The organism is Nostoc sp. (assembly GCF_036917235.1).
Taxonomy (GTDB): Bacteria; Cyanobacteriota; Cyanobacteriia; order Cyanobacteriales; family Nostocaceae; genus Nostoc.
In genome coordinates, this window is sequence record NZ_JBALDU010000096.1 from 65194 (window position 1) to 79552 (window position 14359).

Annotated in this window: 13 protein-coding genes; 10 read left to right on the top strand and 3 right to left on the bottom strand. The window is 40.9% G+C overall.

The features are described 5' to 3' along the window. Positions 1-136: 136 nt before the first annotated feature. Positions 137-1186: a M28 family peptidase gene (locus tag V7K44_RS27295; RefSeq protein WP_334936265.1), complete on the top strand. Its 1050-nt coding sequence runs from the start codon at positions 137-139 to the stop codon at positions 1184-1186. Between the two features lie 8 nt (positions 1187-1194). Here the strand turns inward: V7K44_RS27295 and V7K44_RS27300 are convergent, their stop codons facing one another. Beyond that, a complete protein-coding gene (locus tag V7K44_RS27300; protein WP_334936267.1) occupies positions 1195-1647 on the bottom strand; it encodes a hypothetical protein in 453 nt (150 codons plus the stop codon). 626 nt (positions 1648-2273) lie between these two features. Between V7K44_RS27300 and V7K44_RS27305 the strand changes: the two genes are divergently transcribed. The 8 genes from V7K44_RS27305 to namA all read left to right on the top strand — a co-directional run bounded on the left by V7K44_RS27305 (position 2274) and on the right by namA (position 11156). Continuing rightward, positions 2274-3923 (top strand): alpha/beta hydrolase, encoded by a 1650-nt coding sequence (locus tag V7K44_RS27305; RefSeq protein ID WP_334936269.1) that lies wholly within the window; start codon positions 2274-2276, stop codon positions 3921-3923. A gap of 912 nt (positions 3924-4835) precedes the next feature. Further along, on the top strand, positions 4836-5540 hold the full coding sequence (locus V7K44_RS27310) for a DUF6875 domain-containing protein (RefSeq protein WP_334936271.1): 705 nt from the start codon (positions 4836-4838) through the stop codon (positions 5538-5540). Positions 5541-5836: 296 nt separating this feature from the next. Beyond that, positions 5837-6301, top strand: coding sequence for a CYTH domain-containing protein (locus tag V7K44_RS27315; RefSeq protein WP_334936274.1), 465 nt, complete (start codon positions 5837-5839; stop codon positions 6299-6301). A 299-nt stretch (positions 6302-6600) separates the two neighbouring features. Beyond that, positions 6601-6849: a helix-turn-helix domain-containing protein gene (locus tag V7K44_RS27320; RefSeq protein ID WP_334936276.1), complete on the top strand. Its 249-nt coding sequence runs from the start codon at positions 6601-6603 to the stop codon at positions 6847-6849. 274 nt (positions 6850-7123) lie between these two features. Beyond that, complete coding sequence (locus V7K44_RS27325) at positions 7124-8305, top strand: hypothetical protein (protein ID WP_334936278.1); 1182 nt, start codon at positions 7124-7126, stop codon at positions 8303-8305. A 548-nt stretch (positions 8306-8853) separates the two neighbouring features. Then, a complete protein-coding gene (locus tag V7K44_RS27330; RefSeq protein WP_334936280.1) occupies positions 8854-9102 on the top strand; it encodes a hypothetical protein in 249 nt (82 codons plus the stop codon). A 415-nt stretch (positions 9103-9517) separates the two neighbouring features. Next, entirely contained in the window at positions 9518-9724 is a 207-nt protein-coding gene (locus V7K44_RS27335) for a hypothetical protein (protein ID WP_334936282.1), read from the top strand. Positions 9725-10085: 361 nt separating this feature from the next. Continuing rightward, entirely contained in the window at positions 10086-11156 is a 1071-nt protein-coding gene (gene namA / locus V7K44_RS27340) for an NADPH dehydrogenase NamA (protein ID WP_334936284.1), read from the top strand. Positions 11157-11370: 214 nt separating this feature from the next. Here namA and V7K44_RS27345 read toward each other — a convergent pair whose 3' ends face one another. Next, positions 11371-12450 carry a DUF2252 domain-containing protein gene (locus V7K44_RS27345; RefSeq protein WP_334936286.1) on the bottom strand — a complete coding sequence of 360 codons (1080 nt, stop codon included), beginning with the start codon at positions 12448-12450 and terminating at the stop codon, positions 11371-11373. 7 nt (positions 12451-12457) lie between these two features. After that, the gene (locus tag V7K44_RS27350; RefSeq protein ID WP_334936288.1) at positions 12458-13687 is read right to left on the bottom strand and encodes an IS110 family transposase; all 1230 of its coding nucleotides are present in this window, start codon (positions 13685-13687) and stop codon (positions 12458-12460) included. A gap of 204 nt (positions 13688-13891) precedes the next feature. On the opposite strand from V7K44_RS27350, the gene V7K44_RS27355 reads away from it, so the two are divergent. Then, the gene (locus V7K44_RS27355; protein ID WP_334936290.1) at positions 13892-14089 is read left to right on the top strand and encodes a hypothetical protein; all 198 of its coding nucleotides are present in this window, start codon (positions 13892-13894) and stop codon (positions 14087-14089) included. Positions 14090-14359 lie beyond the last annotated feature (270 nt).

Below are 14359 nucleotides of genomic sequence, written 5' to 3' on the forward strand. Positions count from 1 at the left end.
AGAGGTCTAATAACCAGATTTATCGCGTCTTTGCGATCGCTAGAATTTTCATCAAAAAACCTTAACCGAAGCAATCCTGGAAAGTGATGCTTGGGGATTTGCGCTACCCTAAGTCAGGAAGCCAAGGATAAATCAGATGAGAAAATGGATTTGGCTGATGCTGTTGGTGCTGATGACGGTTGCCGTGTTGGGTAGCAGAGGTAGCACGTTTTTTGAACAACATCTCTCACCGACAATTGTTGAGCGGATTCCAGTAAAAACACCCGAACTACAGCCATCAAGGGAAGTTGACATTACTCCCCAAGTGTCTACTGACAAGCTGCTAAAGCATATCCAAAAGTTGAATTTTCAGCGCTACACCACAAAAGAGCGATCGCTAACTCGCACCTATATCACAACTGAACTCAAAAAAGCTGGCTGGAAACCTAAATTAGAAAAGTTCTCTGACGGTGTGAATATTTTTGCCGAACGTCTAGGAACGAATAAAGCCGCGAAAGCAATTCTTGTAGCAGCGCATTACGATACTGTTGCCTCCTCCCCTGGTGCTGATGATAATGCCAGTGGTGTAGCTGTAGTGCTGGAAGTAGCTCGGTTGCTCGGTTCTCGTCCTACGCCACGGACGTTACAGCTAGCTTTTTTTGACCAAGAGGAAGCAGGACTTTTGGGTAGTCAGGCTTTTGTGAGTCAGAAAGCACGCTTGCAAAATTTAGGCGGAGCGATCGTTATGGATATGGTAGGTTACGCTTGTTACACTCCTGGTTGTCAGAAATACCCTGCTGGATTGCCTGTTACGCCACCTAGCGACAAGGGCGATTTTTTGGCAGTAGTCGGTGATACAGAACATTTATCTTTACTGAATGCCTTTCAAAACTCACAGAATATCCCCTCAATCGCGCTGAATAAACAGGAATCAATGCCAGCAGTTCTAACACTACCAATTCCTTTTAAAGGTTTACTGACACCAGATACCCTACGCAGCGACCATGCACCGTTTTGGTATCAGGGTGTGGGTGCTGTGCTGGTGACAGATACCGCAAATTTACGCACTCCGCACTATCATAAACCTAGCGATGTGCCAGCGACTATCGAGCGATCGTTCTTCACAGGAGCAGCACAAATTGTAGTTAATGCGACTAGTGCCTTGTTAGAAAAAGACCAGGTTTTGGAAACTCAACCACCAAGCTAACTGATGAATTATGAATTATCTTGACTAGCTTTTGGTTCCGGGAAAGTCAACGTCCAATTATTTTTATCATTGACCTGAGAATATAAACCTTGGAGAATAAGCCGTAGAGTTTTTCGAGTTCTAATCGGCTTCTTTACCAGATAAGTTCCTGGTTCAGCAAAGATATCATCAAAGTTTTGTTTATGACCAAATTGTTTTGAACAGTAACTACCAGCACCTTGGACTGTTAACACAAAAAATGGAGCTTGTTTGTATTCATCAGGAATCATAAAGATTCCATATACATGGTGACGACCACGCCACGGCTCAACACTAACCTTAGTAGCATGTACTTGGAATTTTGTAGTTTTTGATGCTAGAAAATCCTCGAAATTGCAATCAGAATCATTCACAGGCCACCACAGTGTAATAATACTCAGAGAGAGCAGAAAAATTAAAATATATGGGAGTCTGTGACGCATAAAGCCAAGAAAAATTGTTGATGCGGCTGGTAAAATTTGATGAGTAACGATCGTGCAGCTACAGCAATCAGACTATTCACCTGCAACACCTCTGCAAAACGTTTTAAAGAGCAAAGACAAAACATTAAGCAGTCGGTTAAATTTTCCTCTCAAAAAAATTGCAGATTGTAGATGCGTAGTTTACCGCCGCAGGCATCGCTTCCCCTGTTCTAGTAGCTCCGTTACAGTATTAAACCTAGCTGAGAAACAATCGAGCTTTTGTGGCTGTTAACACTGATTTATGCTCAAATTTTTATCTGTGATGAATTCTACAATTCGTTACTTTTGTTATGCTTGTAATATGGCTCTATTTGCATCGGCAAGATGCTTTGAGGAGATTAGAGCATTAGGTGTAGCCCGTACTTCTCTACGTTCGCGCAGCGTGTCGCAGACAGGCGCTGCGCGTAACTTGCTTCCACGTTCGTGGAGCGTGCCGTAGGCAAGTGGTACGACAGAGCTACGTGACCATCGTAGACATTGCCATCAAGTTAAGAAAAAATTTACTTTTATTTCTAGACAATTATTGGGGTAGTCAAATACACAAATATCCGTTATATTCCCGTAAGTAACAATTGGTATAAAAGTTTATGGGAAAAAGTTGGAGAAGTCTTAAAACAGTTGCAGGTTTTTTTAGCGCTATCGCACTTACACAGTTCGGGGTAAATACTTCGGCCATTGCTGCTGACACAGTTGTTGTGCGTTTGGGTTTATTTACAGAATCCATCTCTCTTACTGAGTTGCAAAAAGCTGTAGAAACAGGAAAATTGCCTGGGAGTTTACAGTCTTTATCTGAAGAACAACGCCGCTTCTTCTTAGGGGCGCTGGGCATGAATATACCCATGAATGTCGTCACACTTGATAAGTTAATTAATACTCAGATTGGTACAACCATTCTCAATGATTTTGCTACAGCCTTAGCCCGAAAGGACAAAGCTGGGGTACAAGCACTGAGAGCAGGATTGGTATTAGGTTCTAATGCACCGCAAGGTCTTTCTATACTGAGTTTTATTGCTGCTTATCCCAGTAAACGCTTAGAAATTGATTTGCCAAGGGCTTTCGCTGTTGCAGGGAATTTAAATACAGCTTTTTGGCGTACCCAGCAATTTATGTTAGCGATCGCTCCCCAACTCGACCCCATAACAGCACATCCGAGAACACCGCAGATTGCTTTCCCTTTCGATCCTAGCCAACCAGGAAGCGCCCAAGTAAAAATCCTCAACTTAAGTCTGAATGACCAAAAGCGCCAACGCCAAATCCCAGTTGATATTTACTGGTCAACTGCTGCAACTCCCGACAAACCCGTAATTGTCTTTTCTCACGGTTTTGCGTCAGTCCGCACGGACTTGCGTTACCTAGCAGAACATTTAGCATCCCACGGTTATGTCGTAGCAGCTTTAGAACATCCCGGTAGTAATGAGGCAAATGTTAACCTAGCATTTCAAGGCAAAACCAGAGTCATGAAGCCTCAAGAGTTTTTGTATCGTCCTCAAGATATTAGTTTTGTCCTCGACGAATTAGAAAAACTCAACCAAACAGCTAATCATCCCCTGCAAGGGAAACTTGCAACCACAAACGCGATGGTTGTTGGCTATTCTTTTGGTGGTGCTACAGCTTTAGCACTTGCTGGGGCCGAGTTGCAACTAGAGCATCTCAAACAACGCTGCAAAAAGAACTTAACTAGCTTGAGTTTGGGAGAAAATATACAGTGCATCGCTCAAGAACTACCAGAAAATAGCTATCAACTACGAGATCCCAGAATCAAACAAGCGATCGCTCTCAATCCCACAACTTCTCTGATGTTTGGTGAAACCGGGTTAACTAAGATACAAATTCCTACCATCGTGTTAGCAGGTTCCGCTGATAAAACCACCCCAGCTTTAACTGAACAAATTGTCGGATTTGAAAAAATCCCATCCCCAAAATGGCTAGTTGGTATAATTGGGGGTACTCATCTCAGTGTAAAAGACCCCAGTAAGACTTTGGATCAGATCGGACAACCAAATACACCGATTAGTGGCGGTGAAGTTGTCGGTGAAAAAGCAGCAGATGTTCGCAAGTACGTTAAAGCTCTAACCTTGGCCTTTGCTGCACAAATGACTCCAGAAGCTAAAAACTATGCTATCTTCCTGACACCAGACTATGCTCAGTTTGCTTCAACTGCCGCATTTCCATTCCGTCTAATTACGCAGATTCCTCCTGAAGCTATGGCAGTGGTGAAAGAATTTGTTGAGAAATAAGCGACTTCCAATTAAACAAATATAGGGCTTACGTATCATACATATTGACTATACTAATTTTGGGCTTTGGAGCCATGTCTAACACCCAGAACAGTAAATATGCAACAAAATCGGGGTTGCAATCAGCACCGTAAATATAAATTTGACTCAATGCATATTATGGTTAATTGGTATAGTACTGTAAGTCCTAAAATATTTAATTTTGTGAGTAGCTTACTTAAGAATAGGGATATAAACGGTAGAAGTCGCCGCTGATTCTGCCTCCCCCTTTGATTTTTATTTTGAAACCAAATATGCTGTAGATTAATATACAGCTTATACAATTAGCCTTGTAGCAATTCTATGTAAACTTTTTATTTACTACAAGTGTATTGCCTTGATAGTAGCCCTAAAGTTGCTGTTAAATCTACACCAAATTTTCATAGTAAAAATAACTATTTACACATAAAATTTATAATGTATTCATAAAAATAACAGAAGCTTAAGAGTGTAAAAAACTAGGAGTAGATGCCGAATAATGATGATACATACGTATCCTATAGAATTCGTAAATTATTTTTGAAAAATTCTGTCAATTAATTGTAGGGTGTGTTAGCAAACTGTAGCACACCCTACACGTATTTCAAGATTCAAATATTAGTTCTGAAGCTAACATATTACAAACTAATTTCAAAACAAATGAAAACAAGTTATTTGATGCGAAATATGTTTGTGTATGTATTGAGGTAACTTACCTTAAGTCCACAAAACCAAATGGGAGATCGTTGTTATCTTCTGCAAGCCACAGATGAACCAAAAATCAACAACAAAGGGCTTGTTTTATTTACTTAAATAATTAGTTTTACAATACATATGTAGGTAAAACTAATTTGGGATTCAGAATTAAACAATTATTCCATTTCACTCAAGCTTATGCAACTCTATACAACTCGTGAAATTGAACAACTCCAGCAACACGAAGACCTTTCTGCCTTAATTGAAATTATGGAGTGGGTGAAAAATTTTTTAGGAAGGTCTCATCCTAACTTAGGTAGACCCGGCGCAGTTTGCCCTTTTGTACCTTACTCCCTCAAATCAAATAGTATTCGTTTAGCAGTTATTCACACAAAAGATTTGTATCCAGAACAATTAGAAGAAATTGTTGGACGCTATCGAGATATATTTCTGCAAATAGATGTTAAAGAGCAGGAATTAGCAATTAATAAAGCTTTTTTACTTATTTTTCCTGACATCCATATAGAAGACGCTTCTAAAGTAGTAGATAGTGTCCAACAAAAACTTAAACCTTTGTTTGTTGAGTCAGGACTGATGATAGGAGAATTTCATAAACGTAATGAAAGTCCTGGTCTGCACAACCCAAATTTTCGTCCACTTCGTAGCCCCATCCCCTTGTTGGCTATCCGGTTCATGGTTGAAGCTGACCTCCCTTTTCTTCAGAATCCGGCCGACCCACACTTACGTATTCGGTATCTGGAAGCTTATTTAAAGAATTTTGAGCATAAATTTACAGATGAAACACAGTTTAAAAATGCTCATCAAGCATTGGCTTTAGCAAAAGAACAAATTAAACAAGAAAATTTTGTGAGTTCTTATACAAATGTTTTAATTCAGGGCTAGTGATTGAGCATAGGTATGGTGGATTAAAAGTCTTTTCAATTTGCTGCACCTTGAAATAAGTGGGATAAAATGACGAATTTACTGCTAGTTGCAATCGCTTAGTGCAGATAGCATCAAATTGTCATCACAATGTAAATTATCGTACTACAGTAGAAGCGATCGCTAATTATCAAGTCAATATTAATACTTCAGCAACTTCACTCTAATTTGTAATACTTGCACACACATTGTTGTAAATAGATTTAGGATTGTTATATTATTTGTGATATAAAAAAGCAGAGAATTTGGTAAATAAAATGGCGAAAGAAATAGAGCGTAAATATTTAGTGAGAGGAGATAACTGGAGAGGATTAGCTGAAGGTAGTGTATATCGTCAAGGATACATTGCTACACAAGACAAAGCAACTGTACGTATACGTATAGTAGGTGAAAAAAGTTATTTGACCATTAAAGGCCCTAATATTAAATATTCGAGATTAGAGTTTGAATATCCTATTCCTGTTAAAGATGCTCAAGAAATACTTGAGACATTATGTCAACGTCCCTTTATAGAAAAAACCAGATATAAAATAGAGTCTGGTGGTTTGATTTGGGAAATAGATGAGTTTGATGGTGTTAATAAAGGACTGATATTAGCAGAAGTTGAACTCACTGATGAAAATCAGCAAATTGAATTACCGAACTGGATTGGACAAGAAGTTTCTGATGACTCCAGATATTTCAACAGCAATTTAGTAAAATACCCTTTTTCACAATGGTAATAGCCTGATTCTGACTCCTGTTAGCGGATAGCTAAGGTTTAGCCCATTCTGACTTCTTCTTCAACAGATATTGATTTTAACTGCTTCTTGACAACAGGATGCTTATTTCGTTGCGTAATGTGATTCCTTGGGAGTTTCATTAGGAAATACCGTATCTACCGACGTGTAATTACTTGGTTAGCAAATCAAGAAAGTATAAAAATTCTAGTATATTTTCGCCTATCAATTCAGCATTAGCCCCAATAGGATGTAGCGAAATACATATCACTCGCCAGATTAACAGGTGCGTTCTTAGCTAAATGACCATTAAGAAACCTTTGCTAATCAAGCAACCGGAAGTTGGAAAGCTCATCCGTGAATTTCGTGGCATAACTAGTCTTACCCAAGAACAGTTTGCAGCATCTTTAGGTATAACTTATTCGACGGTAAACCGTTGGGAGAAAAGACATGCCAAGCCTTCATCTCTAGCTATGCAAAAGATTGAGGGGATGTTAAAGCAGATGGGTGAGCTGGGGCAGAAAGTCTCGGTGAAGTATTTGTTGAATTAGAAAGCAGGCTCAGAGGCAAATTAATTGAAGTTACTTTTCTCCAATTAACAGGTTATCGCTACGACATAACCACAAACAACTCAATTCTAATTTTACCGATGTTTGCAGATATGCATATTTTGCGGATTACTCAACCTTTGAGTTTGAGTTTACCGTAGCCGATATTTTTTGCACTTTTGAAGACGAGTTTAGGTTAAAAACGCGCAAAAACACCCAAAATTTTTCTCTTAATTGAGCGCCAATATTTTTCAGTCCACTTTATCGGAACTGTACAATGTTTGATTATTCTACCCCCGCTTTAGCTACATATCTTAATATTTCTTCGCCAAGAGCAGCTTGCACTAACGGCAGCAAAGTTGCGGTCATCAATACTGAAGGTGTATGGGAAGTAGAAAGTAATGGGACGAAAAAACTAATCCCAAACTCTAATTACGATGCTCGTGACATTGTAGCAATTGACGGCAAAACTTATGTCTTAGCTGTTCCAACAGGACTAGTAAAAATAAAAACTGACGGAACTAGGCAAAAAATAGTTAGCAATACAGCTAATTTAAAGACACGGGTAAAATTTTTGCAAAATTGGATTATTTACCAGTCTGCAAATACCCTATCAATTTATGACAAAAACCTCAACTTTAAAGCCAAACAGAGTTATGGCGTAACTGAGGTAATGGATTTTGAGTATAAAAACGGGTATCTCTACACTAGTGGCTACCAGCAACAAAAGAGGTTAGGTATTCCCGTCCAGATAGCTTTTCTCTACCGGATGGTTTTCGACGGAGCAAAAATATTTGCTTTGGCAAATTTAGCAGGAAATAATCAAGGTAAGCTTTGGGGCTACAATTCTGCCGATCTTGCTCACGATATGGCAGACACAAGACTTAACCGATTACATATTGTTGAAGACAAGCTTTATGTCCTTGGTTCAGTTTATGGGGGTAACTCAATCTATAGGTGGAATGGCAAAGACTTATTAACAAAGACTTTGGTAACAACAGACTCCTATACCAATGCTGCACAAACCCGTGACGAAACAAAGGTATATATAGGAACTGTTAATCTGACTAATTTTACTGTGGAGGGTGGACAGCTAAGTATTCCAAGAAGGCCTACAAGTGCGGGGATGGGAGACGGCAGTAGCAATTTTCCTAAAACTATTTACTCAGATGGCAGTAAAATTTTTGTGGGTTCTTCTGCTGCTTATGCGATCGCCAATAGAGATAATCAAACCTTCATGGGTAAACCCATCTCGCCTTACCGTGGAGATGCATCTCTTTTAGTTGTCTCCAAAAACCTAATGACTCGCCACGCTTGGGTAACACCGGGAAATGGTGAAGTATTGCTATTTACTGATAAGTTTGCAGTAATCAAAACAGATAATAAAAGAAATGACTTGGCTACAAACGTAGGAACTGCCCAAACATTACCAACAAATACTTATTTCGTGAAGTTTTAATTGAGCAACTATAGGACTCCGATTTGATTTTTGAAAAAATACTGAAACTGAAAAGCCCATCTCATCAGGGTTTCATCTGAAATTCTGTTCAGAAATCAGATAGGATTCCTATATGTTGGGTTGCGCTCCGCTCCACCCAACCTACGTCTAATGCACTATTTTGCCTAGACAGTCCACTACGTGCATTTCAAAAATCAAATACTAGTTTTACATTAACTATAATATGCATAGCAAGCTTGTTAAGCTAAAAGTTTTACCCTGTCTCATTTAACTCTTATTCGATGCAGAATATATTATTTTAACCATTGAGGACAAGTATAGTTCTTGTCCTTTACTTTTTTAAGAAAGTTTTCGCCACAGGCTGCATTTTATTCAAGAGGAATATCAATAAATTTTAATAGCCTCTTGTTTTTTAGCACAATCTATGTAAATCTCATAACTATATACTACGGTAGTCCGATACACTTTTTGTATTTTATAGAGAATTAGGTGGGTTAGCCAATAAACTCAAAAATTAGTGCCAAGTAAACTTTTTAGGAGATGTAATCGTGAGTACATATCAATCTGAGTCAGGTAATAGTTCGACTTCGCAACTGAATTTAGAGACTGATGTTCTAATCAAAAGCGGTGGCCCATCAGCAACTTGGGCAACTTGGAATGCTGCTGCTCAAGGGGTAAGAATGATACTCGTAGATAAAGGCGACTGCGGTACCAGTGGAGCAACAGCACCTTCTGGTAATGGTTGCCTCGTAAATGATGAAGGGCGTCCTAATCGTCGCGCTATAAGAAGCTCATGATTATATGCGCTTGATACGTAATTTCCCCAGCTTGGGAGAGAGATTGAGGGTGAGGACATTTGATTTATGCAAGAAATCTATTCTGTAAGCTGCTAGTCAGGCAATTTTGCTGATTTCTGACCCTGGATTTGCATTTAATTTTGAGTAGACAAATTTGGTAACGATCGCGCTCATGCAATCGCCTTTTTTCAACGGATTATTGCCCTCACAGGACGCGATACCATCGATAATATCCGTAACAAAAAGTTACTTAACAATGCACAAGTTAGAGATTTTATTAACAAGCAGTATTAAGGGCGAATAGTACCTGTATTTTAAAGATAGCGAAAGAATGAAGAATGACAATTTTGTTACTTCGTCTTTCCTAAATGAGGAGTTACTAAACTTAAAACTGAACATTCATGGAGGTCAAATCATGTTTTCTGGAAAAATTGAAAAAGAATTATTTGGTGAAGATATTTGGTCAATTTCGCAAACGACTAAATTACCAGATCATCTACAGTTATTAGTGGATCAAGAACGAGGAAAACGCGATATCTGGGAATTGCAGTCTCAAAAGCCTGACGATCAGCCTATTTATCCAAATCTCTATGATGACTCTAGTCATTCAACAAATATTTAACAAAAGAGGTAGTTCTTGCGTAAGGCAGGATAGCGTAGCGGTAGCGAGTCCGCATACTTTTACAGAGAAGCAAGCTACGCGCAGTGTCTCGTAGAGAGCGTCGGCTGGAGGAATACTGCCCTACGCAAGAACTACTGCTACACCTACGGCGGTAAATTCGGCTCTGAGAGTAAGGGTTTAAGTCTCCCACCAAATTTTGAATTTGGTGGGAAATTATCAAGTGGTCGATCTAAATTCCCCACTGATTGCGTTCTGATTTTTGACTTCTCTATTTAATTAATGCAAAATAATGCGAAATCGAATTCATGCTGCAAATCCCTCCCCAATTTATTTTACGTAGCAAGAGAAGGAATTAATATCAATGGCACATCTATTTGAACCATTTAAGATTCGTGAAGTTGTTTTTCGCAACCGCATCGCCGTTTCACCGATGTGTCAATATTCCAGTACAAATGGATATGCTAATGATTGGCACGTTATTCATCTAGCTTCTCGCGCAGTTGGCGGTGCAGGTATAGTGTTCACAGAAGCGGCAGCCGTGGAGCCGCGTGGACGCATTAGCCCGCAAGATTTGGGAATTTGGTCAGATTCACATATCGAAACTTTAGCCAAGACTGTGGCATTAATTCATAACTTTGGCGCTGTTGCAGGTATTCAACTTGCTCATGCAGGTAGAAAGGCCAGCACTGCCAAACCGAGTAAAGGAGGGAAAGCATTAGATGAATCTCAGGAAGGTTGGCGTCCCTTAGTTTCGAGTAGTGCGATCGCTTTTAGCCAAGATAGCCCAGTTCCAGAAGCCCTCAGTCTTGAGGGAATTCAAGAAGTTATTAACGCCTTTGTCGAAGCTGCCAAACGTTCTCTACAAGCTGGTTTTAAGGTAGTTGAAATCCATGCTGCCCACGGTTATCTACTGCACCAATTTCTCTCACCCCTTTCTAACCACCGTCAAGATGATTATGGTGGTAGCTTTGAAAACCGGACTCGTCTGCTCAGAGAAGTAGTTCAAGCAGTCCGAGAAGTTTGGCCCCAGACACATCCACTCTGGGTACGCATCTCTGCCACCGATTGGGTAGATAATGATGGCTGGGACATTGATCAAAGTATTGCTTTAAGTGACAAACTCAAATCTTTAGGAGTCGATCTGATCGACACTTCATCAGGCGGTATCATACCGGGCGTTCATATCCCAATTAAACCTGGTTATCAGACTCAGTTTGCCGAACGCATCCGCCGCGAAGCTAATATTCATACAGGAGCCGTGGGTTTAATTACATCCCCTGAACAAGCTGACGAGATTATTCGTACAGAAGTCGCTGATATAGTCCTTTTAGGACGCGAACTACTCCGCAATCCTTACTGGCCACATCTGGCAGCCAAACAGCTTGGACACGATAAACTCTGGCCTGTTCAATACGATCGCGCTTGGCTGTAAGCGATTGGAAATCGCGGCTACACAAGCAAAGTCCGCCTGCGCGGACTAACACAAAATCAAACTCTTTAACCCACGTAGGTGGGTTTTGTATTTCGACTCCGCTCAACACAAGTCTGTGTAGCCGTGACTTCTAGTCGCTTTTCAAACACCCTCTTAGAGCAATTATTTGATGTTGGTGTAGATTAAAACAATCTCTGAATACTGAATCAATGTTCTAGTAGAGTTTCACCCCTTGTTTATAAGCATCTACAAAACTTGTGTAATCATATTCGACTTGAGTTGCATAGTCCACTGCAAAGTTAAAAATTTCGTCTTTGAATACACCTTTATTACCACTCACAATATCAGTCACTTCTTTATCAACACTGACAGGAATAATCGCAGCATCATAGTCTCGATCGGAGATTGCGTGGTTTTTTGCAACCACCTTCCCTGCGTACCCCATCGCATCCATGAATTTTGACTTACTGGTTAACAACTTATAGTCAAAGTCCACTTGGTAGGGTGATTTTTCACGCATCATAAAGGGGATTCTACTGACAGTAGTATAGCCAACCAAGGGATCGAGATTGGATAACATCGCTTTCGTAGTGATTGCCACCCTTGCCCCTTCTTGGTTTCCGTAGACTGAACTCGGCAGCAGACCTGGAGATGCGATCGCAACTGCGCTACTGCCTTCCTGCTTCATCTCTAAAATGCAATCGTCGTCGGTTGCTGAACTTGGCCCCTCAATCAGCAAGTAATATCGGTACTTCCCAAGACTACCAACACCTGAACTTAATTTAAGCCGAATGTCTTTGAGAGTATAGTAACTGTCGTTGTAGCGCTTACTGATAGGGATTGAGGCGATATAGCTGCTCATAGCCCCAACAATGTCAGAATAAGTGCTGCTGGACACAGGCTGGAGTTTTGAGGCTGTCTTGAAGAGGCGATTGTTACTGTTATTTAGCACTGTATACTTTTTTAAAAACTTAGAACGGCTCTTCTGTGATCCCTTTTGAATTAAATCTTTGACCACACCGTTCGTATTGCTGGATTCTAAACGGTATGACAGTTCATCATTGCTTCCCTTAAAGTCATTCATCTTATTGAAGTAAGCATCCAAGAAATTTCGCACAACATCCTCAGCATCAGTTGAGTTAAGACCATTCTTTTTAGCTACCAACAGAATGGAGACTGCCATCCGTCGCAAGTCCCAAACGTAAGGGCCAAGATAGCCTTCATCAAAGTCGGTGGTGTCAAAAACGTTGTTGTCTTTGCTATCTCTTATCGCTCCAAGATTTTGCAGATGCATATCTCCTTCACTCTAGTAATTTATCGTCCGATGGATTTGCGATCGCGTCCACTGGACAGAATTTTACTAATTCTCTGAACAAGAACCGCGTTGCTTTGGCTGCAACACGATTCCTAACCAGTTTCACTGGACGACCCGCCGCTTTTTCAGTATCTAACTGTTCGCCCAAAGTTTTACCAATATCATTCTTGAGGCGCGATCGCTTCGGTTCAATGCGGGTATACACCCACTGCCAGAGCGATTTCCGGCATAAGTCAGACCCACCGACAACTTTAGTTTTCTTTTTATCACCCGATTGCTCCATTGAGGGAGCCTCCCCCAATGCTTTTTGAAATCTTCTCAACGAAAGATGCCGCTTAGTGGGTTTTTTAGAGTTTCGCCCCTTGAGTATCCGTACTTCTGGCTTCCCCGAAGCATCTAAAAATCCTTCGATGGGGTAAATTTGGGAAATAATCACCGCAGAAAGCCGATCGCCAAACCCAAACTGCTTAAAAACTGTGCGGTAATGGTCAAACCGAGAATCAGTAAGCAATTCTCGTAATTCTGCCTCGATGACGTGTTCCTCACGCTGGAGGTCACAGATGCGTTTTGCGTGTTCTCGAACAGTGTCGGTAATGCCCAATCCCACAGTTTTTTTGTAAAGGCGGTCATAGCGGGTACTTTTCCGAATTCCAGCAAGCCAACCCCATAGCAAGGGAACATCACCTGATTCACCCCGCCGGGACTTTACTAGTGCAACTTCTGGAAACTGCCACGCCAAATCCTGACGCGCACGATTCACGATCGGGGACTGAACGCGGTTAAGGTGCGCCAGCCTCAGCACTAACTCGCGAATTCTGACTATTTCGCGATCGCGAATTTGAAGAAATCGGCGTTGGTCTGGGTGGTAATCAAAATAGTAGCAAGCCAATGCCAAAGCATCTGCATCATCATCCTTATCAGGCAATGCAAGCTGATTGGCTCGGTAATTTTTTAATTCTTTATGACCCACGAGCCGGACTTCTACCCCGCTTCGTGCTAAATGTGTACCCCAAATCTTGCTGTAGTTAACTCCAGTTGGCTCCATAATTGCAATGTCCGGCTTTAGCTCCAACAACTGTTTAATTCCTTGGGCATTGGCGCTAAAACAATTGAACGGACATTCATAATAAAATTGACGTGGCACTTCTGGCTTTTCAGTTAATAGGCAAGCAGAAACAGAGGACTTGCTTACATCAAGTCCTAAAATTCTAATCATTCAGTTCTCCTCTGGGTGGTTCTATTGTTTCCCTGATGCAATGCCTATGAATCACCCGAAGGCCGTTGAGCCTAATTCACTCTCAAGGCAATGCCACAGTGCGAATTGTGGCGCATAGGGAGGGAACAGCGCACTTACAGCAGCCGAGCTTGTGAAGGAGAAAAAGCCTAAAAGCTTGATTCTAACCAAAAGCCCTAAACTGCTGTGATATGTACTGTACGAGTGCTTTGGACACAACCCGCGACGGTGGCGTTATTGCCACCGTTTCGGCTACTGTGTCAGGTAGCCCGCGCTGTGGTTAGCGCGATCGCAGTTGCGATCGTCAGGCGGTTCTACATCAAATGTCCTTGTTCTGCCAAAAACCTAGAGGCACTTAATATCAGTTCTCTTGCTTCTTCATAAAGCTCTGCATTTGGGAATTCCTGCTTACTCATAATTGACAAAGCTTTATCAATCAGTGCTTTTGAATATTCGCAGGAATGCCAAGTCAGGTAAAATTTCCAATCCGGATTGGATTGTGGTTGAAGAGAAGCATCTGAATTCATGGTTTGAAATTTGCGTTATTTTGGTTACGTGTCGATCGCAACAATGGCGATTCATCAAGCGGTTATATGCTTTCGAGAGTGACGGTAATTGTGTGTAAGTCTTTCATCAGTATTTCTTGAGTGTCTT

Excerpts from the sequence above, each read along its gene's own strand:
- V7K44_RS27345 (WP_334936286.1), bottom strand. The coding sequence starts at position 12,450 with ATGCATCTGCAAAATCTTGGAGCGATAAGAGATAGCAAAGACAACAAC.
- V7K44_RS27295 (WP_334936265.1), top strand. The coding sequence starts at position 137 with ATGAGAAAATGGATTTGGCTGATGCTGTTGGTGCTGATGACGGTTGCC.
- V7K44_RS27310 (WP_334936271.1), top strand. The coding sequence starts at position 4,836 with ATGCAACTCTATACAACTCGTGAAATTGAACAACTCCAGCAACACGAA.
- namA (WP_334936284.1), top strand. The coding sequence starts at position 10,086 with ATGGCACATCTATTTGAACCATTTAAGATTCGTGAAGTTGTTTTTCGC.
- V7K44_RS27305 (WP_334936269.1), top strand. The coding sequence starts at position 2,274 with ATGGGAAAAAGTTGGAGAAGTCTTAAAACAGTTGCAGGTTTTTTTAGC.
- V7K44_RS27335 (WP_334936282.1), top strand. The coding sequence starts at position 9,518 with ATGTTTTCTGGAAAAATTGAAAAAGAATTATTTGGTGAAGATATTTGG.
- V7K44_RS27320 (WP_334936276.1), top strand. The coding sequence starts at position 6,601 with ATGACCATTAAGAAACCTTTGCTAATCAAGCAACCGGAAGTTGGAAAG.
- V7K44_RS27350 (WP_334936288.1), bottom strand. The coding sequence starts at position 13,687 with ATGATTAGAATTTTAGGACTTGATGTAAGCAAGTCCTCTGTTTCTGCT.
- V7K44_RS27300 (WP_334936267.1), bottom strand. The coding sequence starts at position 1,647 with ATGCGTCACAGACTCCCATATATTTTAATTTTTCTGCTCTCTCTGAGT.
- V7K44_RS27315 (WP_334936274.1), top strand. The coding sequence starts at position 5,837 with ATGGCGAAAGAAATAGAGCGTAAATATTTAGTGAGAGGAGATAACTGG.
- V7K44_RS27325 (WP_334936278.1), top strand. The coding sequence starts at position 7,124 with ATGTTTGATTATTCTACCCCCGCTTTAGCTACATATCTTAATATTTCT.